The 20,805-nt window shown below is 68.0% G+C and carries 22 protein-coding genes and 1 tRNA gene; 10 read left to right on the top strand and 13 right to left on the bottom strand.

Annotation, left to right across the window (positions count from 1 at the left end; all coding sequences use genetic code 11):
• The first annotated feature begins 89 nt into the window (after positions 1–89).
• On the top strand, positions 90–1,154 hold the full coding sequence (locus D0Z60_RS08085) for a fatty acid desaturase family protein (protein ID WP_118857765.1): 1,065 nt from the start codon (positions 90–92) through the stop codon (positions 1,152–1,154).
• On the opposite strand, the gene lptG is transcribed toward D0Z60_RS08085, so the two are convergent.
• Positions 1,138–2,235 (bottom strand): LPS export ABC transporter permease LptG, encoded by a 1,098-nt coding sequence (gene lptG / locus D0Z60_RS08080; protein WP_118858505.1) that lies wholly within the window; start codon positions 2,233–2,235, stop codon positions 1,138–1,140. The genes D0Z60_RS08085 and lptG overlap by 17 nt on opposite strands.
• Entirely contained in the window at positions 2,232–3,428 is a 1,197-nt protein-coding gene (gene lptF / locus D0Z60_RS08075; protein WP_118857764.1) for an LPS export ABC transporter permease LptF, read from the bottom strand. Before lptF ends, lptG begins: the two co-directional genes overlap by 4 nt.
• Positions 3,429–3,521: 93 nt before the next feature.
• Between lptF and D0Z60_RS08070 the strand changes: the two genes are divergently transcribed.
• Entirely contained in the window at positions 3,522–4,559 is a 1,038-nt protein-coding gene (locus tag D0Z60_RS08070; protein ID WP_118857763.1) for a diacylglycerol/lipid kinase family protein, read from the top strand.
• A gap of 54 nt (positions 4,560–4,613) precedes the next feature.
• A complete protein-coding gene (locus D0Z60_RS08065) occupies positions 4,614–5,468 on the top strand; it encodes a hypothetical protein (protein ID WP_118857762.1) in 855 nt (284 codons plus the stop codon).
• Here the strand turns inward: D0Z60_RS08065 and D0Z60_RS08060 are convergent.
• The 3 genes from D0Z60_RS08060 to D0Z60_RS08050 all read right to left on the bottom strand — a co-directional run bounded on the left by D0Z60_RS08060 (position 5,425) and on the right by D0Z60_RS08050 (position 9,045).
• Positions 5,425–7,413: a response regulator gene (locus D0Z60_RS08060; RefSeq protein WP_118857761.1), complete on the bottom strand. Its 1,989-nt coding sequence runs from the start codon at positions 7,411–7,413 to the stop codon at positions 5,425–5,427. The two genes, D0Z60_RS08065 and D0Z60_RS08060, sit on opposite strands and share 44 nt — an antisense overlap.
• Before the next feature lie 48 nt (positions 7,414–7,461).
• Positions 7,462–8,664 carry a serine palmitoyltransferase gene (spt, locus tag D0Z60_RS08055; RefSeq protein WP_118857760.1) on the bottom strand — a complete coding sequence of 401 codons (1,203 nt, stop codon included), beginning with the start codon at positions 8,662–8,664 and terminating at the stop codon, positions 7,462–7,464.
• A gap of 138 nt (positions 8,665–8,802) precedes the next feature.
• Entirely contained in the window at positions 8,803–9,045 is a 243-nt protein-coding gene (locus D0Z60_RS08050) for an acyl carrier protein (RefSeq protein WP_118857759.1), read from the bottom strand.
• 83 nt (positions 9,046–9,128) lie between these two features.
• Here D0Z60_RS08050 and D0Z60_RS08045 point away from each other — a divergent pair, with 83 nt between their 5' ends.
• The gene (locus D0Z60_RS08045) at positions 9,129–9,653 is read left to right on the top strand and encodes a Pycsar system effector family protein (protein ID WP_240325586.1); all 525 of its coding nucleotides are present in this window, start codon (positions 9,129–9,131) and stop codon (positions 9,651–9,653) included.
• A gap of 9 nt (positions 9,654–9,662) precedes the next feature.
• Positions 9,663–10,259: a Pycsar system effector family protein gene (locus D0Z60_RS08040; protein ID WP_118857758.1), complete on the top strand. Its 597-nt coding sequence runs from the start codon at positions 9,663–9,665 to the stop codon at positions 10,257–10,259.
• A gap of 10 nt (positions 10,260–10,269) precedes the next feature.
• Here the strand turns inward: D0Z60_RS08040 and D0Z60_RS08035 are convergent, their stop codons facing one another.
• Together D0Z60_RS08035 and obgE are read right to left on the bottom strand one after the other, a co-directional pair.
• Positions 10,270–11,175 (bottom strand): NAD-dependent epimerase/dehydratase family protein, encoded by a 906-nt coding sequence (locus D0Z60_RS08035; protein WP_118857757.1) that lies wholly within the window; start codon positions 11,173–11,175, stop codon positions 10,270–10,272.
• Positions 11,172–12,212 (bottom strand): GTPase ObgE, encoded by a 1,041-nt coding sequence (gene obgE / locus D0Z60_RS08030; RefSeq protein ID WP_118857756.1) that lies wholly within the window; start codon positions 12,210–12,212, stop codon positions 11,172–11,174. Before obgE ends, D0Z60_RS08035 begins: the two co-directional genes overlap by 4 nt.
• 92 nt (positions 12,213–12,304) lie before the next feature.
• Between obgE and D0Z60_RS08025 the strand changes: the two genes are divergently transcribed.
• Both D0Z60_RS08025 and D0Z60_RS08020 read left to right on the top strand, forming a co-directional pair.
• A complete protein-coding gene (locus D0Z60_RS08025; RefSeq protein WP_162888148.1) occupies positions 12,305–13,420 on the top strand; it encodes a dipeptidase in 1,116 nt (371 codons plus the stop codon).
• A gap of 82 nt (positions 13,421–13,502) precedes the next feature.
• On the top strand, positions 13,503–15,134 hold the full coding sequence (locus tag D0Z60_RS08020) for a serine hydrolase (protein WP_162888147.1): 1,632 nt from the start codon (positions 13,503–13,505) through the stop codon (positions 15,132–15,134).
• On the opposite strand, the gene D0Z60_RS08015 is transcribed toward D0Z60_RS08020, so the two are convergent.
• On the bottom strand, positions 15,131–15,685 hold the full coding sequence (locus tag D0Z60_RS08015) for a TetR family transcriptional regulator (RefSeq protein WP_240325585.1): 555 nt from the start codon (positions 15,683–15,685) through the stop codon (positions 15,131–15,133). The genes D0Z60_RS08020 and D0Z60_RS08015 overlap by 4 nt on opposite strands.
• A gap of 72 nt (positions 15,686–15,757) precedes the next feature.
• Here D0Z60_RS08015 and D0Z60_RS08010 point away from each other — a divergent pair, with 72 nt between their 5' ends.
• Complete coding sequence (locus tag D0Z60_RS08010; protein WP_118857752.1) at positions 15,758–16,645, top strand: metal-dependent hydrolase; 888 nt, start codon at positions 15,758–15,760, stop codon at positions 16,643–16,645.
• Here the strand turns inward: D0Z60_RS08010 and D0Z60_RS08005 are convergent.
• From D0Z60_RS08005 to hspQ, 4 genes are all read right to left on the bottom strand, one after another.
• Entirely contained in the window at positions 16,642–17,190 is a 549-nt protein-coding gene (locus tag D0Z60_RS08005; protein WP_118857751.1) for a GNAT family N-acetyltransferase, read from the bottom strand. The two genes, D0Z60_RS08010 and D0Z60_RS08005, sit on opposite strands and share 4 nt — an antisense overlap.
• A gap of 165 nt (positions 17,191–17,355) precedes the next feature.
• A complete protein-coding gene (gene rpmA / locus D0Z60_RS08000; protein WP_118857750.1) occupies positions 17,356–17,631 on the bottom strand; it encodes a 50S ribosomal protein L27 in 276 nt (91 codons plus the stop codon).
• A 2-nt stretch (positions 17,632–17,633) separates the two neighbouring features.
• On the bottom strand, positions 17,634–18,176 hold the full coding sequence (rplU, locus tag D0Z60_RS07995; protein ID WP_118857749.1) for a 50S ribosomal protein L21: 543 nt from the start codon (positions 18,174–18,176) through the stop codon (positions 17,634–17,636).
• Positions 18,177–18,276: 100 nt separating this feature from the next.
• Positions 18,277–18,621: a heat shock protein HspQ gene (gene hspQ / locus D0Z60_RS07990; protein ID WP_118857748.1), complete on the bottom strand. Its 345-nt coding sequence runs from the start codon at positions 18,619–18,621 to the stop codon at positions 18,277–18,279.
• Positions 18,622–18,741: 120 nt separating this feature from the next.
• Between hspQ and D0Z60_RS07985 the strand changes: the two genes are divergently transcribed.
• Both D0Z60_RS07985 and D0Z60_RS07980 read left to right on the top strand, forming a co-directional pair.
• Positions 18,742–18,831 (top strand) — tRNA-Ser (locus tag D0Z60_RS07985).
• Between the two features lie 159 nt (positions 18,832–18,990).
• Positions 18,991–19,764, top strand: a complete 774-nt coding sequence (locus D0Z60_RS07980; protein WP_118857747.1) for a DUF2569 family protein — start codon at positions 18,991–18,993, stop codon at positions 19,762–19,764.
• A gap of 3 nt (positions 19,765–19,767) precedes the next feature.
• On the opposite strand, the gene D0Z60_RS07975 is transcribed toward D0Z60_RS07980, so the two are convergent.
• Positions 19,768–20,805: a PrsW family glutamic-type intramembrane protease gene (locus D0Z60_RS07975; protein ID WP_118857746.1), complete on the bottom strand. Its 1,038-nt coding sequence runs from the start codon at positions 20,803–20,805 to the stop codon at positions 19,768–19,770.

Here is a 20,805-nt window from a genome sequence, read left to right as displayed (position 1 = left end):
TTCAGTCTGCGCTAAGCTGTTGAATGGCTGGGAGGGCATGGCCATGTTCGTGCCACGATGTTGGGGCAAGCGCCCCGCTGGACATTTCGATGAACACGATGACCTTCCCTGACGGCGCGCGCGCCGACGACAAGGCGATGCTGCGCGCCGCGGCCGGCCTGACCCGCGAGCTCAACGCGCCAAGCGCCGCGATCTACTGGAGCGACCTGCTCGGCTCGGCCGCGCTCGGCTATGGCGCGCTTGCCGCCGCGATCCTCGCGCCGTCGCTCGGCTGGACCCTCGTCGCCGCGCTGGTCGCGATCCTCGCGCTGTACCGCGCCGGCTCGTTCATCCACGAGCTGACCCACATCAAGGCCGGCGCCTTGCCCGGCTTCCGGCTGGCGTGGAACGCGCTCGTCGGCGTTCCGCTGCTGGTGCCCTCGTTCCTCTACGAAGGCATCCACAACCTCCACCACGCCAAGATCCGCTACGGCACGGTCGAGGACCCCGAATATCTGCCGCTCGCGCTGATGCGCCCGTGGACCCTGCCGCTGTTCGTTATCGCCTCGGTGTTCGCCCCGGTCGCGCTCCTGTTCCGCTTCGCCGTCCTGACGCCCCTGTCGCTGCTCAGCCGCAAGCTGCGCGCGCTGGTCGTCGGCCGCTTCTCCGGCCTTCAGATCAACCCCTTGTTCCGGCGCAAGCCGCCCGAGGGCGACTTCGCCCGCCAGTGGGCTTGGATGGAGGGCGCCGCCAGCCTGTGGGCGATCTCGCTCCTCGCGCTCACCGCCACCGGCATCATCCCGCTGCGCGCATTCGGAATCTTCCTCGCCATCGCCGCCGGAGTCATGCTGCTCAACCAAGTCCGCACCCTCGTTGCCCATCTGTGGGAGAATGAGGGCGAGCCGATGTCTGTCACCGAGCAATATCTCGACACCATCAACGTCCCCCCGCCGGGCATCTGGGGCGAGCTGTGGGCGCCGGTCGGGCTGCGCTACCACGCGCTCCACCATCTTCTTCCGGGAATCCCGTACCACGCGCTTCCGACCGCCCACCGGCGGCTGGTCGCCGAGCTCGACGAGACCTCGGTCTACCACAACAGCAACCGCCGCGGCCTCCTCCCCCTCGTCGGCCGCCTCGCAGCCGCCTCGTGGCGCGGCGCTACTCCTCGCTCCTGACCAGAATCGCCTCGCCGATCATCGCGAACAGCGCCAGCGGCGCCCAGGCGGCGAGCCACCCCGGATAGGCGCCGGCATTGCCCAGCGCGAGGCTCAAATTGTCGACCACGAAGAAGGCGAAGCCCAGCGCCATTCCCGCCGCGGCGCGCAGCAGCACCTTGCCCGATCGCGCCAGTCCGAAGGCAGCGATTGCGGCGAGCAGCGGCATCAGCACCACCGACAGCGGCCCGCTGAACTTGTGCCAAAAGCCGGCGCGGATCTCGTCGGTCGGCCGCCCCGCCGCCTCGAGCTCGGCAATCGACTGCTTGAGGCGCACCACGTCCTGCTCGTCGGCGCGGACCTTGGCGAGGTTGAAGCGGTCAGGCGTGACCCCGCCGAGCGCGTCCAGCGCCGCCTGCCGGCGCACTACGTTCATGTTGCTGTCGTAGATCCGCACGTCCTCGAGCCGCCAGCCCGCGCCGGAGCGCACGCCGCGCTCGGCCTCGACGATCCGCGCTAAAGCGTCATTCTCGCGCTGATAGAGCGTCACACCGCGCAGCTGCACATTTGCCCCGCGCCCGACGACCAGCTTGGCGCGCGCGAAATCGTCGCCGCTGCGCACCCACACGTTCGACTGCACCCCGCTGTCGGCCTTGAGCGGCTCATAGTCGTTGTCGCTCCACGCATTGACCGTCCGCGTCGAATCGACCGCCACCGCCTCGTTGAACGCGAAGGCGATGCCCGCCAGCCCAAGGCTCGCCAGCAGCATCGGCGCGAGGATCTGGTGCGCCGACAGGCCGGCCGACTTCATCGCCACGATCTCGCTGTTCTGGTTGAGGCTGACCAGCGCGATCAGCGTGCCCAGCAGCGCCGAGAACGGCAGGAAGCGCTGGATCAGCAGCGGCACGCGCAAGCTGACATAGCGCCACAGCTCGGCCTCGCCATTGCCCTCGACGCGCAGGATCTTGCCCGATTCGCCGAGCAGGTCGAGGCTCATCAGCACCAGCACCAGCAGCACCAGCACCGCCAGCGTGCGGGTCAGGAAAAGCCGCGTCAGGTACAGCGCGATCCGCCGCGAGGGGAGGAAGTCGAGCCCGCTCATGTTGCCGCCTTGCGCGCCGGGAGCAGCCGGCGAAGCGCGCGGCCGGCGCGCGCCGCGGCCCATTCCAGCGTGCCGATCGGCTGGCCGCCCGGGCGGTTCGCCAGCACATGGTACATCCAGCCGATCAGCGCGGCGAAGGCGACCAGCGGCAGCCACAGCGCAAGCTCGGGCACAAACTTGCCCTGCGACCCCATCTGCTCGGCATATTGATTGACCTTGTGATAGGTCACCACCATCACGATACCGAGGAAGATGCCGAGCGCCGAGCTGCTCCTTTTGGGCGGCACCGCGAGCGCCACCGCAAGCAGCGGCAGCATCAGCATCATCACCACCTCGACCAGCCGGAAATGGAGGTTGGCACGGGCTTCCAGCCGGTCCTTGGCGGTCGCGCCGTCGCCGGCGACCCGCACCACTTCGGGCAGGGTCAGCTCGTCCTTGTCGTTGCCGCGCCCGCGAAAGCGGTCGCCGGCCGGAACGCTGATCGGCAGATCGTAGCTGTCGAACGACAGGGTCCGCGGCGTCGCGAAGCCGGGCGCGTCCTGCACCAGCCGGCCCTGCTTCAAGCGGAAGATGATCGTCTCCGGATCATCGGTGGCGAGGAACCTTCCGCCCTCGGCGGTGGCGGCGATCTTGGTGCCGCTCTTGTCGTCGACCGCGACGAAGATGCCGCTGAGCTGCGTGCCGTCATTGGCGCTCTCGTCGATCCGCAAGGTCAGCCGCTCGCCGAGCGTGTTGAACTCGCCGACCTTGATCGATGCGCCGAGCGCGCCCGATCGCAAATCGAAGCGCAGCCCCTCGTAGCGGTAGCGCGCATACGGCTCGACCCAGCCGACGATGACGATGTTGAGCACCATCAGCGCCAACGCGTAGAAATAGGGCACGCGCAGCAGCCGGCCGAAGCCGATCCCGATCCCGCGCAGCGCATCGAGCTCGGACGACAATGCGAGCTTGCGGAAGGCGAGCAGGATACCGAGCATCAGCCCGATCGGTATCCCGAGCGCGAAATATTCGGGCAGCAGATTGGCCAGCATCCGCCACACCACCGACAGCGGACCGCCGGTGTTGACCACGAAATCGAACAGCCGGAGCATCTTTTCGAGGATCAGCAGCATCGCCGCCAGCACCAGCGTCCCGATCAGCGGGATGGCGATGGTCCGCGCGAGATAGCGATCGATCAGGCCGAGACTGCGCAACTTTGTCGTTCCAACACCATCATTTGGCCGCAAAGCGCGTCGATCAGCGCATGACGACAATCTTGTCCCTATAGACGAGCGCCGCGCAAAATCATGCCCTCACGGCACGCCACGACCGAAATCGCAGCCGACGGCGCGCGCCCTGCGCCGCTGCCGACCGGCCCGCGGCCGCGCGTCGCCTTGCTGTCGAACCCGCGCTCGACCGGCAATATCGCGCAATTGCCGCGCATCCGCGCCTTCTGCGCCGAACATCCCGACGTGTTCCATTACGAGGTCGAGCACGCCCACCAGATCGGCGACGCGATGCGCACCATCGCCCGGGTCAAGCCGCGGCTGCTGGTCATCAACGGCGGCGACGGCACCGTCCAGGCGGCGCTGACCGAGCTCCACAACGGCGGCCATTTCTCGGGCGACGCCCCGCCGGTCGCGGTGCTTCCGAGCGGCAAGACCAACCTCATCGCGATGGATCTCGGAATCCACGGCGATCCGGTGAAGAGCCTCGAGCGGCTGATCGACCTCGCTCGCTCCGGCCTCGATTCGAGCCTGGTGGCGCGCGAGATGATCGCGCTCAGCCACGGCGACGACGGCGGCAAGCCGGTGATCGGCATGTTCCTCGGCGGCGCCGGCCTTGCCGACATCATGCTCTACTGCCGCAACCGCATTTATCCGCTCGGCCTGCCCAACGGCATCAGCCACGCGATCACCGCGGTCGCGGTGGTGCTTCGCCAGGTGGTCGGGCTCAAGGCCAAGTTCCTTCCGCCCGAGCCGCAGCACCTCAAGATCTCGCTCCTCAAGGGCGCGGCGATCAGCGGCAAGTTCGCACTGCTCGCGGTGACGACGCTCGAAAAGCTGCTGCTGTCGGGCGAGCTCGGCACCCAGGGCGGCGGCTCGCTCAAGTTCGTCGCGGTCGAACAGCGGCCGGGCTCGCTGCTCGGCGCCTTCTTCGCCAGCCTGCGCGGTCGCCTTGGCCGCTCGAAGCTCAGCGGAGTCCATGTCGAGGAAGCCGACGAGATCAGCATCGAAGGCGATTCGAGCGTGATCCTCGACGGCGAGACGTTCCACGCCGCCGCCGGCCGCCCGATCTTCCTGCGCCGCGCCACCCCCCTCTCGTTCGTCCGCCTCGCCGCCTAGATCCAATGTTCGTCATTGCGAGCGAAGCGAAGCAATCCAGCTGACGACACTCGGATGACGCAACTCACCGATCTCGTCATCGAAGAACTCTCCCAACCGGTCGACCCGCGCGTGGCGCCGATGGCCGCCGCGATCGCCGCCGAGCACGGCTCCGCCAGCCGCTCGGTCTTGTTCTACGGAAGCTGCCTGCGCGACGTCGCGCTCGACGGCGCCATGCTCGATTTCTATCTCATCGTCTCCGACTATCGCGGCGCTTATCCGAAGCGCTGGCAGGCGGCCGCCAACGCGCTGATCCCGCCCAACGTCTTCCCGTTCACCCACGACGGGCTGGCCGCCAAATATGCCGTTCTCAGCGAGGCCGACTTCGCCCGGTTGTGCGGGCCGGAGACCCTCAACGTCTCCGTCTGGGCGCGCTTCGCCCAGCCGTCGCGGCTGGTGTGGGCAGCGGATGACAGCGCTCGGCAAAGCGCGATTGCCGCCGTCGCCAGGGCCGCGCCGACGCTGCTCGGCGCCGCCGGCCGCCGCGAGGGCGAGGACCCGCTCGACTGGTGGCGCCGCGCCTTCGCGCTGACCTATTCCGCCGAGCTTCGCGCCGAGCGCAAGGGCAGGGGGGTGTCGGTGGTCGAATCCGACCCCGATCGCTACCGCCGCTTCGGCGCCGCCGCCGCGCCGCTCGTCGCCGCCAATGCCGGCAAGTGGCCGCTGCGCCGCGTGCAGGGCAAGGCCTTGAGCGTGCTCCGCCTCGCCAAGGCCAGCGCGACCTATGCCGGCGGCGCGGACTATATCGCGTGGAAGATCAACCGTCACGCCGGGACCGATTTCCAGCTGAAGCCGTGGCAGCGCCGCCACCCGCTGCTAGGCGCGCTCAGCCTCTTGCCGCGGCTCTTGCGATCGGGCGCGATCCGCTAGGCGGTTCGCGCCGGTTGAGCGCGGTCGCTACCGCCGCCGCCAGCGCATTGACCGTGAACGGCTTGCGCAGCAGCTCGTGGCCGGCAAGGTCCTCGCCTTCGCCCTCGCCGACATAGCCGGTGACGAACAGCACCGCGACCTCGGGCCGCTCGGCCCGCAGCCGCTTGATCAGTTCGGGGCCGGTCATCTCGGGCATGATGACGTCGCTGATGACGAGGTCAAACTCTTGCGCATCGAACGCCGCCAGCGCTTCCGCGCCCGACGCGCAGGCGGTCGGCTGATAGTCTAGGTCCTCGAGCGCCCCGATCGTCGCACTCCGCACCCGTGGATCGTCCTCGACCAGCAGGATCCGCGCGCCGGGCACGTGCAGCGCCGCCTCGGCGAGATCAGCCTGCGCCTGGGTCCGCGCCGGCGCCGCCGATTGCGTGCGCGGCAAATAGAGCGACACCGTCGTGCCCGCGCCCGGCGCGCTGTCGATCCCGACCTCGCCCTCGGACTGGTGCGCGAAGCCGAAGATCTGGCTCAGCCCCAGCCCGGTGCCCTTGCCGACCGGCTTGGTGGTGAAGAACGGCTCGAACGCGCGCTCCTTCACCTCCTCGCTCATCCCGCAGCCGGTGTCGCTGATCGACAGCTTGAGATATTCGCCGGGCCGAATGTCGCCGACCGCGTTGGCGGCCATCGTCACATTCTCGGTGGCGATGGTCAGCACGCCCTCGCCGTCCATCGCGTCGCGCGCGTTGACCGCGAGATTGACGATGGCGTTCTCCAACTGATGCGAATCGACGAACACCGGCCACGCCGCCGGGTCGAGCTTTGTCACCACCTTGACCCGCTCGCCGAGCGTCCGGTCGAGCAGGTCCGACATCCCCGCCACCAGCTCGCCGCTCTCGACCCGCTCGGGCAGCAGCGGCTCCGACCGCGCGAAACTCAGCAGCCGGCGGGTCAGCGCCGCCGCCCGGGTCGCGCCTTCCATCGCATTGGTGAGGTGGTGCTGGACCTCCTTGCGCGGGCCGCTCAGCCGCCGCCGAGCGAGGTCGATCCCGCCGACCACCACCGCCAGCATGTTGTTGAAATCGTGCGCGATGCCGCCGGTCAGCTGGCCGACCGCCTCCATCTTCTGGACCTGGCGTAGCTGCGCCTCCGCCGCCTGCCGCTCGATCGCCTCGGATTTCAGCGCCTGGTTGGCGGCCCACAGCTCCTGGGTCCGCTCGCGCACCTTTTCCTCCAGCTCGAGCGCGCGCTCGGCCTCGTCCTCGGCCTCCTTGCGCATCGCCGCATTCTGGCGGAATGCCTGGACCGCGATCACCCCCAAAAAGATCGCGCCGATCCCGACCGTGATGCCGAGCCAGCTTAGATAATCGGTCAGCCGGTCGGCCTCGGCCGAGAAGAACTGGCTCTGCTGGATCCGCTCGCGCAGCGAGGCGCGCTCGGCATCGGCGATCTCGTCGAGCTTCTTGTCGAGCAGCCCGCCGGTCGGGGTCTCCCCCGCGGCGAAGAAATAGCGCGGCCCGACATCGCCTTGGCTGGTCGCCGCCGCCCGCGCCGCCGGGAAGAATTCGGCATTGCGCGCGCGATAGAGCGCGTCGAGCTCGTCGACCCGCCGCACCTGCGCGCTCGACTGGCGGACCAGCGTTCGCAGCTGGTTGATCTGGTATCCCGCCAGCCGCCACTGGCTGTAATAGATGTTGCCGGTGGTCGCGACCTGCTCGTCGAGCACGAAGCGGCCGAGCGCGGCCTCGGCGCGCGAGATGCTCGCCCCGACCGACTTGGCCATCATCGCCACTTCATAGGCCCGCCGCTCGGAGGCCAGTGCCCGCTCGCGCGCGTCGTTGGAGACGGCGACCAGGATCACCATGCCGAGGAGGACGAGTGTTGCGATGAGCGCTGCACCGGCGGCGCCAAGGCCGCGCCAGTCGATCCGGGCTTCGTCGCCAGCGTCGTCCATCGCGCTACCCTAGCGCGCGGCGGACTCGGGCGAAAGAGTCGGCCGCGATCAGCTGATGCAGCCCGTCGCGCGCCCGGCCCGCTCGAACATGCCGAGGATCTCCTCGACCTGTTCGGCCGAATGCTCGGCGCACAGCGAACAGCGCAGCAGGGTCATGTTGGCCGGGGTCGCCGGCGGCCGCGCCAGATTGACGTAGAGCCCCTCGTTCAACAGCGCTTCCCACATCGCCGCGCCCTGCTCGAGCCCCGGCATGATCACCGCGATGATCGCCGATTGCGGCTCCTCGGTGCCGAGCGTGAAGCCGAGCCGCTTCAGCCCCGCGTGAAGCGTGCGCGAATTGTCCCACAGGTGCTGGCGTTTGTCCGCCCCGTGCATCAGCTTCCTGATCGAGGTCGCGGCGGTCGCCACCACGCTCGGCGGCAAGGACGCGGTGAACACATAGGGCCGGGTCACCAGCCGCAGGATTTCGAACTTGGGATGGTTGGAAACGCAGAAGCCGCCGACCGTCCCCACCGACTTGGAGAAGGTGCCGATGACGAAATCGACCTCGTCCAATACGCCCTGCGCCTCGGCCACGCCGCGCCCGTGCTCGCCGATGAAGCCCATCGAATGCGCCTCGTCGACGAGCACCATCGCGCCGTGCGCCTTGGCCAGCGGCACCATCTTGTCGAGCGGCGCGACGTCGCCGAGCATCGAATAGACGCCTTCCAATATGACCAGCTTGCCGGCCTCGGGCGGAAGCCGCTTCAAGCGTTTCTCGAGCGCCTCGATGTCGTTGTGGCGGAACGGCACGATCTGCGCATTGCCGAGCGCGCAGCCGTCGTAGATCGAGGCGTGGCTGTCGACGTCGAGGACGATATAGTCCTCCTTGCCGGCAATCGTGCTGATGATCCCGAGATTGGCCTGGTAACCGGTCGAGAAGACCATCGCATGGTCCATCGCATAGAAGTCGCGCAGCGCGTCCTCGCATTCGCGGTGGCCCTGGTAGGTGCCGTTGAGCACCCGGCTTCCCGTCGTGCCCGAGCCATAATCCTCGAGCGCCTGCTTGCCCGCGGCGATCACCTCGGGGTCGAAGGTCATGCCCATGTAATTGTAGGTGCCGAGCAGGATCGTGCGCTTGCCGTTGCAGATCGCGACGGTCGGGCTCTTGACCCGCTCCATCACCAGGTTGAACGGATCGGTCAGCCCGGTCGCCAGCAACCCCTCGCGCTGCGCGATCAGCGGATCGAATTTGCTGAGGAGGTCGGTCATGGGCGCCTAATTCCGTTCGCTGCGAGCAGCATCGAGCAACGCCGAGATGCGCCCGTCGAGAAGTCCAACCAGGCTGGGTCTCGACGCCGTTCTCGACAGGCTCGAAACTTGCTCGACACGAACGGCATGGGTGTCATGCTATCCCTTCAGCTCGCCGACCGCGTCGATCAATTGCCCGACGGTCTCAATCTCGGCCTGCTGGTTCATGGTGATGAGGATGTCGAACTCGTCCTCGATCCCGGCGACGAAGTCGAGCACGGTCAGGCTGTCCCACTCCAGGTCCTGGGCGAAGCGCGTAGATTCCGTGACGGCGATCCCCTTCTTGTTATAGGGTTCGATCAGCGCAATGATCTTGCGCGCGGTTTCGTCACGGTCGGTCATGGGCAGGGGTCCTAGGGTTCGAGCGGCCGTTTCGCAATCGAATGGGGCGCAAAAGAGGCGCTCCGTGGGGGAAGGGGAGGGCGATGGCCACGGCCACCAAGCGCACGTTCGGCGGCGACGCGATCCAGGCGATCCGCACCGCCAGCCAGGCGCATTACCATCTGTCGGCGATGGCCGACCGCAAGGCCAGCCTGCTGATGGGCGCGTCGTTCGTGGTGTTCACGATCAGCGTTGCGCAGGCCACTGCGCGCGGCGGCGTGCTGCCGCCGGCGATGCTAGTGCTTGGCGTCACCGCCTTCCTGTCGGCGCTGATCGCGGCGATCGCCGTGATGCCGAGCATCGCCAGCGGCCCGCGGCGCGATGGCGGCGAGCGCAATTTGATGTTCTTCGGCGGCTTTTCGGACATGACCGAGGCCGAATATGTCGAGGAGATGCTCGACCGGCTGGCCGACCAGCCACGCTTCCTCGAGATGGTCGCGCGCGACGTCTACCAGAACGGCCAGGTGCTGGCGCACAAGAAATACCGCTTGCTTCGCTGGGCCTATTCGATCTTCATCGTCGGGCTGGTGGCCAGCGTCGCCGCATTCCTGATCGACAGCCTGGGGTAGAGGCTTCGCATGAGTGACAATCCGATCGAGCCGAGCAAGGTGCCGCTGACCGCCGAGGAGCGGCGGCTGCTCGGCGTCGGCCATCCCGATTACGAATTCCCGAAGGAGGTCCACAACCTCCTGATGGCCGCCAACCAGACCAACATGACGCTGTCGGAAATGGCCGACAGCAAGGCGTCGATCCTGTTGGGCGCGAGCTTCGTCGTCTTCTCCTTGTCGATCGGCAATCTCGCCGAGGGCAAGGCCAATGTGCCGATGCTGGTGCTGACCCTGTTCTCGTTCGTCGCGACCATCTTCGGCGTGCTGACGGTGCGCCCCAACCGGATGCGCAAGGCCAAGGCCCCGCTCTCCGGCAAGAAGGTCAACATCCTGTTCTTCGGAAGCTACATCGATTGCCCGCGCGAGGAATATGTCGACGAGGTGATGCGCGTGCTGTCGTCGGAGGAGGAGACCTACCGGCGCCTCGCCCGAGACCTGTGGGACCACGGCCACATCCTGCGCAACGACAAGTATCGCTGGCTCTACTGGAGCTTCACTTTCTTCCTGTGGGGCATGGTGGTGACCGCGCTGGCGGTCGCCGGTCAGATGCTGTTCGACCTGTTCTAGGCGCGCCGCGCTAGAGCCAGCCTTCGCGCTCGTACCAGCGGGCCGTCTCCGCCAGGCCTTCCGGCGTTTTGATTTCCGCTCGCCACAGCTCGGCCGGCACCTTGCGCGCCGGACTCGCGACCCAGTCGGGATGGGCGAAATAGGACGCCCGGTCGGGGGTCAGCTTGGCGTTCCGCCCGCGCACCAGCTTGTCGACCCGCGCCGCGGCTCGGAGCAGTCCGGCCGGAGCCGACAGCGCGGTGACATTGCGCCCGAAGGCCGCGCCGAGCTGGGTCGCGAACGCTCGGTGAGTCCAGCCGCCCGCGGTGCCGTCGTCCGGCTCGACCAGCAGGCCGCCGGGCGCACCGGGTGCGGCGAGCGCAAGCAACAAGCGGGCGAGGTCGGCGACATGGATCAGCGACAGCCGTCCCTCGGGCGGAAGCAGCACCAGCCCGCGCCGCGCCATCTTGAACAATTCCAGCGTTTCGCGGTCGCCCGGGCCATAGACCGCCGGCGGGCGGACGATCGCCCAGTCGAGCGGCGATGTCTGGACCGCTACCTCTGACCGCGCCTTGCTCGCGCCATAGAGCGACAGCTGCGGCTCGCGCGCGGCGAGCGAGCTGACGTGAACGAACCGCCGCACTCCGGCGGTGGCGGCGGCGCCGAGTAGCGCCTTGGTCCCGCCGACATTTCCCGCCTCGAACTCCGCCGCGGTCGGCGCATTGATCACCCCCGCGACATGGATCACCGCCTCCGCGCCGTCGCACAGCGCGGCAAGGCTGGCGGCGTCGTCGAGCGACCCTGGAACCCATTCCACCCCCGAACGCGCCGGCTGCGGGCGACGGGTAAGGGCCCAAACCTCATGCCCGGCATCCGCGGCGGCCGAGAGCAAATGCCCCCCGACAAAACCGGTGCCCCCGGTAACCGCGAGCTTCACAGCGGCGACCAGTCCTGCTCCTCCACGCCCTCCGCCTCGGCCCGGTCCTCGTCGCCGAGGTGCCGGACCAGCGCGTCGAGCACCGGTTCAATGCCGATTCCGCCCGCCGCGCTCAGCGCCAGCACCGGCTGGCCGCTGGCCTCGGACAATTCGCCCGACAGCGCTTCGATCAATTCCTCGTCGATCGTGTCGACCTTGTTGAGCGCCACCACCACCGGCTTGTCGATGAGACCCGCGCCATAGCTTTCCAATTCGTCGCGCACGATCCGGTAGCTGGTCGCGACATCCTCGTCATTGGCGTCGACCAGGTGCAGCAGCACCCGGCAGCGCTCGATATGGCCGAGGAAGCGGTCGCCGATCCCCGCGCCTTCCGCCGCGCCCTCGATCAGCCCGGGGATGTCGGCGACGACGAATTCGCGGCCGCGGGTGCTGACCACGCCCAATTGCGGGCGGGTCGTCGTGAAGGCGTAGGCGCCGACCTTGGCGTTGGCGTTGGTGACGGCGTTGATGAAAGTCGACTTGCCGGCGTTGGGCAGCCCGACCAGCCCGACGTCGGCGAGCAGCTTCAAGCGCAGCCAGACGTACATCTCCTCGGCCGGCCAGCCGGTGCCGTGCTGGCGCGGGGCGCGGTTGGTCGAGGTCTTGTAGCTGGCGTTGCCGCGCCCGCCGTCGCCACCCCTCAGGAAGGTGATGCGCTGGCCGACTTCGGTCAGGTCGGCGAGCAGGCTGCGCCCCTCGTCGTCGGCCAGGATCTGGGTTCCGACTGGCACCTTGATGGTGAGGTCGTCGCCGCCGGCGCCGGTCATGTTGCGGCCCGCGCCGCTCTGACCGCGCGGGGCGCGGAAATGCTGGGTGTAGCGAAAGTCGATCAGCGTGTTGAGGCCGGCCACCGCCTCGAAGATGATATCGCCGCCCTTGCCGCCATTGCCGCCGTCGGGTCCGCCGAACTCGACAAACTTCTCGCGCCGGAAGCTGACCGCGCCCGGCCCGCCGGCGCCCGAGCGGATGAAGATCTTGGCCTGGTCGAGAAAGTGCATTCCCCAGCCTTTAGTGGCCGAGCCGACGATTGACCACGGGACTGCGGCACGGAATGATGGTCGTGCAGGTAAAGGGGGGGCGTACGATGGACATGGGGCGGCGTTCCGTGCTGGCCGGCGGCGCGGCGGCGGCTCTCGCGGCCGGCGCTCCCGCGCCGGCAAAGCGCCACACCGGCAATTGGTTCGACCGGGCGATCGTCATCGACGCCCTCAGTGGGTCCGGCGACCCCGAAGCACCGCAAGGCGTCACGCGTCTTTCCGACGAAAGCTGGAGCAGGCTGGTTGCCACCGGCCTTACCGCGGTCCGGACCACGCTTCTGCCGGTCGGGAATGTCCCGGACCCGTGGGCGGTCTTTCAACAATCTATTGCCGACGAACGGGCGCTACTCGCCGCCAATCCGGAGCGGCTGCTGCTGGTGCGCAGCGCCGCCGACATCCTCAAGGCCAAGCGCGAGGGCAGGCACGGTTTGATCCTGGGTACGCAGGACACGGTCATGGTTGGTCCCGCGCTCGACCGGCTGGCGGAGATGAAGACGCTGGGCGTAACCACCGTCCAGCTCACGTACAACAACGCCAATCTCGCCGGCGACGGCGCGCTCGAGACGCGCAATGCCGGACTCACCAAATTGGGCCGCGCAACGATCGAGCGGGTCGAGGCGGAAAAGCTTCTTCTCGACCTCAGCCACGGGGGCGCCCGGACGATGGCGGAGGGGGCAGCTCAGGCCAGGCGTCCGCTGGTTATCAGCCACACCGGGGCCAGGGCATTGCATGACCATCCGCGCAACACGGACGATGCCACGATTCGCGCAGTCGCCGAAAAGGGCGGCGTGGTCGGCGTCTACTTCATGCCGTTCCTGGTTCCCGACAGCCGGCCGCGCGGCGAAGACCTGCTGCGCCATGTCGAGCATGTCGCCAACGTCGCTGGCGAAGACCATGTTGCGATTGGCACCGACAACGGTCCGCTGCCGGTCGTCCTTACCCCGGAGGCTCGCGAATTCCATCGCAAATGGGTGCTCGAACGGATCAAGGCCGGGATTGCCTCGCCCGGGGAAGCGCCCGACGTGTTCAACATCGTCGCCGACTATCACAGCGTCGACCGCTACCGCCGCCTCTCGCGCGATCTCGAACGGCGCGGCTGGCCGGTGCGGCGGATCGAGAAGCTGATGGGGGCCAACCTCCTGCGCGTGTACCGCGACGCCTGGAGCTGACACCCGTCCCTTGACCCGGGTGTGTTATACAACTAATACGGCGGCTGATGGCGAAAAGGGGTTACCCATGCGGGTTCTTGGAATGATAATCGCGGCAACGCTGGCGGCCGCTCCGGCGCAGGCGCTTCCGGCCTACTTTAAGGCGCGCGCCGATGCCCTCTTGGCCAAGGCTTATCCGGCCGACGGGCCGGGCGCGGTGGCGGTGGTGGTCGAGAAGGGCCGCCCGATCTACGCCGCCGGCCGCGGCCTCGCCGATGTCGAGCGCAAGCTCCCGCTCGATCCGGCCATGCCGTTCCGGCTCGGCTCGATCACCAAGCAATTCACCGCCGCCCTCATCCTGCAGCTGGCCGACGAGGGCAAGCTGTCGCTCGACGACCCGCTGGCCAAGTTCGTGCCCGACTTCCCCAAGCCCGGCGCCGACGTCACCGTGCGCCAGCTGCTCAACCACACCGCCGGCATCTTCAGCTACACCGCCTTGCCCGGCGTCGTCCTCACCCATGCGGCCAAGCCACACAGCACAGCTGAGATGATTGCCCTGTTCGACACCGCGCCGCCGGCCTTCGCGGCGGGGAGCGACTGGCAGTATAGCAACAGCGGCTACGTGCTGCTGGGCGCGATCGTCGAGAAGGTTACCGGCAAGCCGTGGCATGTCGCGTTCGACGAGCGCATCGCCAGCCCGCTTGGCCTTGCCAGCCTGCGCTACGGCGCCGCCGCCAACGGCGAGCGGGGCATTCCCAAGCCCTACACCACGGCCAACGACAAGCCGGTCGCGCCGCTGCCGATCCACATGAGCTTCCCCCATGCCGCAGGCGCCCTGGTCGGCACCGCCGCCGATCTCGCCGTCTGGGCGCGCGCACTTCATGCCGGCAAGGTGGTCAAGCCGGCCAGCTATCAGTTGATGATCCAGCCGACCGTGCTTCCCGGCGGGCGCACCATCCCCTACGGGTTCGGCCTGGCCCCGGGCGACGTGCGCGGGCGGCCGGCGATCGGTCATGATGGCGGGATCAACGGCTTCGCCACCGACGGCTTCTACCTGCCCGACCAGGACATCTACGTCGCGGTGTTCGCCAACAGCGACGAGCCGGCGACCGCTCCCAAAACGGTCAGCCGCAAGCTTGCCGCGCTTGCGCTCGGCGAACCCTATGAGGAATTCAGCGCGGTGCCGCTCGACGCGGCGGCGGTGACGCCGCTGCTTGGCGTCTATCGCGCCGGAGCCCTCGAGCGCCGCTTCTTCCTGCGCGACGGCCAGCTGTTCACATTGCGCTCGGGCGGCTCACCGATGGCGGTGCTGCCGGCCGGCGGCAACCGCTTCTTCTACCCCGACAGCCTGAGCTGGTTCGAGATCGCGCGGGGCGGCGACGGCAAGCCGGTCATGCGCTTCCACGCGGATGGCGCGCGCCAAAGCGCCGACGTCCCTTACGCCGGCCCGATCCCGGCAGAGGCCCCGGCAGTGACGCTCGAGCGCGCCCAACTCGACCGGCTCGCAGGGCGCTACCAGGGACCATTGCCGATCGTCGTCGCGGTCAACGCCGAAGGCCGGCTGACCCTCAAGTTCGGCGACCAACCGATCACCCATTTGGTGGCAGAGAGCGCGACCACGTTCCGGGTTGAAGAAGTTGATGCGAAAGTCGAGTTCCAGCTCGAAGACGGCAAGGCGGTGGCACTTGCAATTCTGCAGGGTGGGCGACGGCTTCCCGCCAAGCGCACCGACTAATCGTCGCCGACCAACGCCCGGACCTGCGCGACGGCGATATCGCGCACCGCCGACGGGTCGTCGCCAGTGGCGGCCGCAATTTCGGGACCGACCAGGCTGTCGCCGATCGCCAATAGCACCAGCCCGAGGATCACCTGGTCCATCGCGCGCTTGTCGCCATCCGCGCGGAAGTCGGCGAGGATTGCCGCCACCGTGTCGGTCACCGGCGCCAACGCCTCGCGCTGGCGGGTCAGCGCGATCCAGCCGATCAGCTCGCCGACCTGTTCGCCGCGGAAGGCGTCGAACATCGCGTCGACGACATGGCGCACGTCGGCCTCGCCGCGGCGACGCTTGCCGATCGCCTCACCGATCGAGGCGGCGACGGTCGCGGCAATGCTTTCCGCCAATGCGCGATGGAGCCCGGCCGCCGAGCCGAAATGGTGCAGCAGATTGGCGTGAGTCCGCCCGACTCGAGCGGCGACCGCCTTCAGCGTCACCGCTGCAGCGCCTTCCTCGCGCAGCAAGGCGCGCGCCGCCGCGACCGCAGCGGCGCGGCTCTCGGCCTGCGGCAAGCGCGACCTCGGTGAAGTAATTGACATTCTTGTCAGCAGCCCCAATGTTACGGGCGACCTTGGAGGGAACGAATGTCCGTTGCAACCGCTGCCACGCCGACGCCAGCCGACCTGACGATCGTGCCACGCGACCTGCGGTTCGGGCGTGATGAGACCACCGCGCGCTGGTGGCACGGCGGCGACCCGTTCGCTACCGCGCTTTACAACGCCCTGTCGGCGACGTTCCCCAAGGGCGAGGCGTTCTTCATCGAGAGCGTCCGGCGCTACATCGATTCGGTGCCGGAGCGGTTGCGCGAAGAGATTGGCGCCTTCACCACCCAGGAAGTGATTCACAGCCGCGAACATGCCGCGTTCAACCGTCGCGCCGTCGATTCTGGCTACGAGCTAAGCAAGCTCGACGCGCGCATTGACGAGCGGCTGGCACTGATCCGGTCCAAGCCCCCGATCGCGTCGCTGGCGGCGACGATGGTGCTCGAGCATTATACGGCGATCTTGGCGCACGAGCTGCTCGCCGAACCGCGCCACCTGGCCGGCGCCGATCGCGCCAGTGCCGACCTGTGGCGGTGGCACGCAGCGGAGGAGATCGAGCATAAGGGCGTGGCGTACGACACCTGGCTCGCCGCGACCGCCGACTGGCCGCGCTTCAAGCGCTGGCAGGTCAAGGCCAAGGTGATGCTGCTGATCACCAGTCACTTCTTTCCCGACCGGCTGAAGGGCGCCGCCGAGCTGTTGCGCCAGGACGGCATCACCGGCGTCCGCGCCTGGGCCGGCCTGCTCCGCTATGCCTTCTTCTCGCCCGGCGTGTTCCGCAAGATCCTCGGCGCATGGGCGAGCTTCTTCATGCCGCGCTTCCACCCGTGGAACCACGACGACCGCGCGCTGATCGCCGAGTTCGACTTGGCCGGCGCCTATGCCCAGGAGCCGACCCGCAAGGTTCGTCGGGCACGCGCCGCCGCCTAGGCCGCCAGCGCGCCGTCGTCCGCCGCGGCGCCAGCGAGATGCTGGCGCATCAGGATCGACTCGACCTCCCGCCCGCGGGCGCAGCTATATTCGGCAGCGCGTAGCCCGGTCGGGCGGAAGCCCAGCTTCTCGAGCACCCGCCCCGAGGCAGGATTGTCGGCGAAATAGGACGTATCGAGCCGCGCGAGGCCAAGCGTGCGGGCGATCTCGATTATCTGCCGGCCAGCCTCGGTCGCGAAGCCGCGGCCCCAATGCTCGCGCGCGATCCAATAGCCGAGCACGACCGACCCGGATAGCCGCTTGCGCAGCAGGCCACAGGCGCCGACCAGCTGCGGCGCCGAATCGGTGCGCGCGAAGAGCAGCAGATTGGGGAGGATCGGGTCCTTGGGCGCGGACAGGAACGCTTCCGCCTCGGCGAGGCCGTAGGGCCAGGGCGCATTGGCGAGGTTGCGGACGATCGTCTCGTCGGCAATCGCGCGGGCTAGCGCCGGCGCATCCTCGGCCCAACCCGGTCTCAGCAGCAGCCTTGCGGTCCTCGCGAACATGGCCTCGTCCCTCCTTCTCGCGGGCGGCCTAGCGGCCATCCGTGACAGTTTCGGGAGAAGAAAAAAGGGAGAGGAGGGGGGTGCCCTCTTCTCCCTTTTCGGATGTTCGCTCGTCGCTCGATCCTGGGCGCCCCCTCGTGGGAGCGACCCGTCAGCGGCCGATCCCTATTTCGCTTCGGCTTGCGCCGGCATCGCCTCGATGTGGACGTACTTGCGGCCAAGCTTGCCGTCTCGGAAGGCAACTCGGCCGTCGGTCAGCGCGAACAGGGTGTGATCCTTGCCCAGGCCGACGTTGTCGCCCGGATACCATTTGGTGCCGCGCTGGCGCACGATGATGTTGCCGGCGCGCGCTTGCTCGCCGCCAAACTTCTTGACGCCGAGGCGCTTCGATTCCGAATCGCGGCCGTTACGCGACGAGCCGCCAGCTTTCTTATGTGCCATGGTTACTTCTTCTCGGTCTTTGCGGCGGGCTTGGCAGTCGCCTTCTTGGCCGGCGCCTTAGCAGGTGCAGCATCGCTTGTCGACGCCTCGGCCTTCTTCGCGGCCGGCTTCGGCGACTTGGCCGCCTTGGTTTCGACCGGCGCGTCAGTGGCCGCGTGCGCCGGAGCAGCCTGCGCCTTGGGTGCCTTGGCCGGTTCGGACTTCGGAGCGGTCTCCGCCTTCGCCGCCGTCTTCTTCTCGGCCTTCTGGCCGCCGACCGACACGATCTCGAGGATCGTGTGCTGCTGGCGGTGGCCCTTCTTGCGGCGATAATTGTGGCGGCGGCGCTTCTTGAACACCGTGACCTTTTCGCCCTTGGCCTGGGCGACGATGCGCGCCGCGACCGTGAGGCCGCTGGTCGACTTGAGATCGCCGCCGTCGCCCGCCAGCAGAACGTCGGTCAAATCGACGCTGTCGCCGGCTTCACCCGCCAGCTTCTCGACGACGATCTTGTCTCCCGGGGCAACGCGATATTGCTTGCCGCCCGTGCGCACGATTGCGAACATTGGCCTCTTCTTTCGACATGGAACTAGCCGCCCAGGCAGCGCCCGAGCGGAAAGCGTGCCGCCTAAGGGGCAGGGGCGGCGAAGTCAACCGCGCCGACGGCTAGTGGCGGTGCTGCGGGCGGAGCCGGTAGCGGCCCTTGGCAAAGCCGTCGAACAGGCCGTCGATCGCGGGGTGGTCGACCTCGCCATTTTCCTCGTCGGGAAGCAGATTCTGCTGACTGACGTAAGCGATGTAGCTCGACTCGCTGTTCTCGGCGAGCAGATGGTAGAAGGGCTGTTCCTTGGCCGGGCGGATTTCCTCAGGGATCGCCTCGTACCATTCCTCGCTGTTGGCGAACTCCGGATCGACGTCGAACACCACGCCGCGGAAATCGAGCATGCGGTGGCGCACGACTTCGCCGATCGCGAAGCGGGCCGCCGGGTAGAAAATCTGGTCGTTGCTCATCGTGCCCAATATGGCCGTGCGGCCGGGCTAGGCAAGTGCAGGAGGCGCTGCTAGAGGCGCGCCACCGACCGCCGCCGATCGTCGCGCGGCAGCAAATTTCCGCCAAAGCGGACCCTCTGCGGAGAGGTGGCTGAGTGGTCGAAAGCACCGCACTCGAAATGCGGCGTGCCGGTAACGGTACCGTGGGTTCGAATCCCACCCTCTCCGCCACTTTCCCTTCCGATCCAGCGATTTGCGCCGTCCTTGGCGACGCAAACACGTCCCGATTCGGAACAAAAACAATCGCCCCAGCCTTTACTGGTTGGAAAGCGGCAACGGGGTAATCGGGTCATCAGTTCTTACGCGAGGCGAACGAGACCGCACGACCCGATGCTGACCGCAGTCACCCTCAAGGCCGGAAGCCGCGCAATCGCCTTGCGCCGGTCGATCGAGCAAAATCTCGACTGGCTGTTGCGGGCATGGCTGGTCGCCGCCGCGCTCGCTTGCGGGTTGCGGATCGCGCTCAGCCCGGCGGCGCAGGTGAATGCCGGCGTCGCAGTTATCGCCCCCTACGCCATGCTCGTCGCCGCTCCGGCGCTGTCGCTGCTGCTCGCTCTGCGCTGGTTCCAGGCGGGCGACCGCCTCGCCCAGCCGTCGGTACGGATCGCCCGCATTGGCAACTGGCGCACGCTGTCGGCAGCCGAGGCGCGCCGCCACCCCCTCTATGGCGCCGATGGCCTGATGGTTTCGCTGCTGATCGGGATGCTCCTCCAGGTGCCGCTGCGCGCTGTCGAATTCCTCGCCGCTACCCCGGCGATGGCGGGCGAGTTCCCGCCGTGGCTGGCAGTTCTGCGCACGATGATGACGCTCGACGTGGTGCTGATGACCAGCCTTTATGTCGTCGCTTTCGTCGCCGCGCTGCGCCGGGTGCCCTATTTCCCCCGACTGCTGGCCGCTATCTGGGCGCTCGACCTCGCGCTCCAGGGCCTGACCGCACGGATGGTGGCGGCCGAGCCGGGGCTTCCCGACCGGGTCGCGCAGGCGCTCGAGGGTCTGTTGACCGGCAATGCGTGGAAGGTCGTGATCAGCATCGCCATCTGGCTGCCCTATCTGCTGCTTTCGAAACGCGTAAACGTCACCTACCGGCACCGGGTCCCGGCCTGATCCTCAGCGCGCAAGGCGCTCCTTCAGCTCCGACACTTCCCAATAGTCGTTGCGGCTGAACGGCAGCAGCGGGCGCAGCGCGGCGAAGGTCGTCCGGCCCATCGCCGACCGCGCCGCTTCGGCCGCGGCGAAGCTGGCTCTGGCGTCGATCTCGACCTTGTCCTCCTCGCTCGCCTGGTCGTGCAGTGCCGTTTCGGCGGCGAGCACCAAAGCCGTCATCTGCTCGCAATAGTCACGGACGGCATTCCCGGCCGCGGGGTCCGAGCGCGCGACCAGGGCGGCAATCCTGCGGCCACTTTCGTCGTCGGGGTAGCCGCCCGATCGCCACGCCGCGAGCGACTGAAGATGGACCGCGCTGTCCTGCGCCAGCCAGTGCTGCGCTTCCTGCGCGCCGAACTTGAATAGCGCCATGATCAGGAAGGGCGCGACCGCCAGCGTCGCGATCATCGCCACCAGCGGCCGGTCCGGGAATTGGTTGAAGCCCATGTGGAGCAGGCCGGCAATCGCCAGTCCGGGCACGTACCACAAGGGGTTGAACCGGTAATCGCTGGCCGCCTCGCGATTCTCGCGCTCGGCGAATTCATGCGCGATGGCGGCGACGATCGCCACCGTCGTGCCGTGCATCACCGCGGTGCCCAGGCCGCGCACCATCCAGGTCGGCGGCGCCAGCTCGGGAAACCGCGTCAGATAGATGATGTTCTCGACCACCGAGAAGCCGGCGCCGATCGCGAAGCCGGAGATGACCGCGTCGAGCTTGAAGCCGATCCGGTTGAGCTGGAATAGCAAAACGATCGCCAGCGCCTTGATCGTCTCTTCAACCCACGGCGCAGCGAACCGGCTGTAGGTCGAATAGCCGAGCGGCAGCTGATCGAGGAACACGCCGCTGACCGGATAAGCGAGCAGTCCGGTCGCCGCGCCGAGCAGCAGCACGCCGAGCATTTCCCACAGCGTCATCAGCTTGAATACGTCGAGCCAGACGAACATCGCCAGCATGGTCAGCACCGGCACCAGCGCCAGCGACCAGTTCATGAATTCAAGCAT

Origin of the sequence: Sphingomonas mesophila, from assembly GCF_003499275.1 — a bacterium.
GTDB classification, from domain to species: domain Bacteria; phylum Pseudomonadota; class Alphaproteobacteria; order Sphingomonadales; family Sphingomonadaceae; genus Sphingomicrobium; species Sphingomicrobium mesophilum.
The sequence above is the reverse complement of the archived record's forward strand: the minus strand, read 5'-3'. Positions and strand labels throughout refer to the sequence as shown.

Coding starts and splice junctions, on each gene's coding strand:
- D0Z60_RS08085 (WP_118857765.1), top strand. CDS start 90: ATGAACACGATGACCTTCCCTGACGGCGCGCGCGCCGACGACAAGGCG.
- lptG (WP_118858505.1), bottom strand. CDS start 2,235: ATGAGCGGGCTCGACTTCCTCCCCTCGCGGCGGATCGCGCTGTACCTG.
- D0Z60_RS08070 (WP_118857763.1), top strand. CDS start 3,522: ATGCCCTCACGGCACGCCACGACCGAAATCGCAGCCGACGGCGCGCGC.
- D0Z60_RS08065 (WP_118857762.1), top strand. CDS start 4,614: ATGACGCAACTCACCGATCTCGTCATCGAAGAACTCTCCCAACCGGTC.
- D0Z60_RS08060 (WP_118857761.1), bottom strand. CDS start 7,413: ATGGACGACGCTGGCGACGAAGCCCGGATCGACTGGCGCGGCCTTGGC.
- spt (WP_118857760.1), bottom strand. CDS start 8,664: ATGACCGACCTCCTCAGCAAATTCGATCCGCTGATCGCGCAGCGCGAG.
- D0Z60_RS08050 (WP_118857759.1), bottom strand. CDS start 9,045: ATGACCGACCGTGACGAAACCGCGCGCAAGATCATTGCGCTGATCGAA.
- D0Z60_RS08045 (WP_240325586.1), top strand. CDS start 9,129: ATGGCCACGGCCACCAAGCGCACGTTCGGCGGCGACGCGATCCAGGCG.
- D0Z60_RS08040 (WP_118857758.1), top strand. CDS start 9,663: ATGAGTGACAATCCGATCGAGCCGAGCAAGGTGCCGCTGACCGCCGAG.
- obgE (WP_118857756.1), bottom strand. CDS start 12,212: ATGCACTTTCTCGACCAGGCCAAGATCTTCATCCGCTCGGGCGCCGGC.
- D0Z60_RS08025 (WP_162888148.1), top strand. CDS start 12,305: ATGGGGCGGCGTTCCGTGCTGGCCGGCGGCGCGGCGGCGGCTCTCGCG.
- D0Z60_RS08020 (WP_162888147.1), top strand. CDS start 13,503: ATGATAATCGCGGCAACGCTGGCGGCCGCTCCGGCGCAGGCGCTTCCG.
- D0Z60_RS08010 (WP_118857752.1), top strand. CDS start 15,758: ATGTCCGTTGCAACCGCTGCCACGCCGACGCCAGCCGACCTGACGATC.
- D0Z60_RS08005 (WP_118857751.1), bottom strand. CDS start 17,190: ATGTTCGCGAGGACCGCAAGGCTGCTGCTGAGACCGGGTTGGGCCGAG.
- rpmA (WP_118857750.1), bottom strand. CDS start 17,631: ATGGCACATAAGAAAGCTGGCGGCTCGTCGCGTAACGGCCGCGATTCG.
- rplU (WP_118857749.1), bottom strand. CDS start 18,176: ATGTTCGCAATCGTGCGCACGGGCGGCAAGCAATATCGCGTTGCCCCG.
- hspQ (WP_118857748.1), bottom strand. CDS start 18,621: ATGAGCAACGACCAGATTTTCTACCCGGCGGCCCGCTTCGCGATCGGC.
- D0Z60_RS07980 (WP_118857747.1), top strand. CDS start 18,991: ATGCTGACCGCAGTCACCCTCAAGGCCGGAAGCCGCGCAATCGCCTTG.
- D0Z60_RS07975 (WP_118857746.1), bottom strand. CDS start 20,805: ATGCTTGAATTCATGAACTGGTCGCTGGCGCTGGTGCCGGTGCTGACC.